General features: G+C 77.0%; 2 protein-coding genes. Both read right to left on the bottom strand.

The window, feature by feature from the left end; translation table 11 throughout:
* Positions 1-1050, bottom strand: a 1050-nt coding sequence (locus AB0F11_RS38195; RefSeq protein ID WP_362184481.1) for an ATP-binding protein, incomplete at its 3' end; no start/stop codon positions are given.
* A gap of 184 nt (positions 1051-1234) precedes the next feature.
* Positions 1235-1411, bottom strand: a 177-nt coding sequence (locus AB0F11_RS38190) for a proprotein convertase P-domain-containing protein (protein WP_362184483.1), incomplete at its 5' end; no start/stop codon positions are given.

Raw genomic sequence — 1411 nt, 5'->3', positions numbered from 1 at the left:
GGCGCGCTCGGGCCAGCCGGCATCGGCGGCGAGCGCCATGGGCAGGGCGCCGGCGGTGAACGTGACGGCGCCGTCCTCCCCCACGGTGACCAGCGCGGCCCGTTCCGCCTCGGCGAGCTCGGCCTCGGCGTCGGGCCGCCCGGCCCGCCGGAGCAGGGCGGTGGTCGGGCGGGCCGCGAGCGCGGCGAGCAGCAGGGTGCGGCGGGCCGGCGCGGGGGCGACGGCGAGGAGCCGGCGGGCGACCTCGCGGGCCTGGCCGGACAGGGGCAGCGGGTCGGCGTGGTGGGCGCTGCCGTCCCGGGCCCCGGCGGCTTCGGCGAGGGAGTGCCCCAGGGCGAGGGCGAGGCGGGGGTTGCCGCCGCTGGCCTGGTGGACGCGGCCGGCGAGGCGGGCGGGCAGGCCGTGGCGGACGAGGAGTTCGGCGACCTGGTCGGCGCCGAGCGGCGGGATCCGGATCGCCGGCGTGCCCGGACCGCAGAGGGGTTCGCCCGCCGGGGTGCCGCCCTGGACGCATTCGGCGACCAGGACTCGGACCCGGGGCGGGGTCAGCCGCAGGGCGAAGCGGAGCAGGTCGGTGCTCTCGGCGTCGAGCCACTGGGCGTTGTCGAGGACGAGCAGCAGGGGGGTGCGGGCGGCGAGCGTGCGCAGCACCTCGACGACGGCGAGGCGCAGGGCGAGGTGGTCGCGGCCCGCGCGGGGCGCGTCCGCTTCGCGGCGCAGCAGCGCGACGGCGGTGCGCTGGGGCCCGGCGAGCCGCTCCAGCACGGCGCACGGGACGGAGGCGAGCAGTGCGGCGGCGGAGGCCTCGGGTATCCACCGGTCGGCGGCCTCGGGCGCGAGGCGGAGCACGGTCTCGTGACGGGCCTCGGCCGCGGCCGCGACGGCGGCGGCCACCTCGGACTTGCCCGCGCCGGCCGGGCCGGTGAGCAGGGCGCGCCCGTGCGCGGTCAGCGCCTGCTCGACCGCCCTGATCAGTTCACCGTGTCCGACGGTCGCGTCGGCCCGCCCACTCGGCGCCACGCACAGCCACCAGCCTCTCGGTCCCCACACCTGTGCCCTTCCTGTGAGAGGCGAGAATACGAGGTCGGAGGCCGGATGGAACCGGACTGTGACGCAGAATTCAGTCGGCGGACGCCAAGGCCCCGCGGTACCGCCGGTACGGGGTGTACCGGCGGCGCCGCAGGGCTCATTGGTCCGTACTATTCACCTGTCGGCCGGTGGGGCCGTCCACCTGTCAGAAGGTGAGGTTCCAGGAGTCGATGTAGCCGGTGTCGCCGCCGGCGTTGTCGTTGACCCGGAGCTTCCAGGTGCCGTTGGCGACCTCGGAGGAGGCGTTCACGGTGTAGGTCTGGAGGATGTTGTCGGCGCTGCCGCCGGCCCGGTTGTGCAGGGTGTAGACGGAGCCGTCGGG

The organism is Streptomyces sp. NPDC032472, assembly GCF_040636955.1.
Lineage (GTDB): Bacteria > Actinomycetota > Actinomycetes > Streptomycetales > Streptomycetaceae > Streptomyces.
The sequence above is the reverse complement of the archived record's forward strand: the minus strand, read 5'-3'. Positions and strand labels throughout refer to the sequence as shown.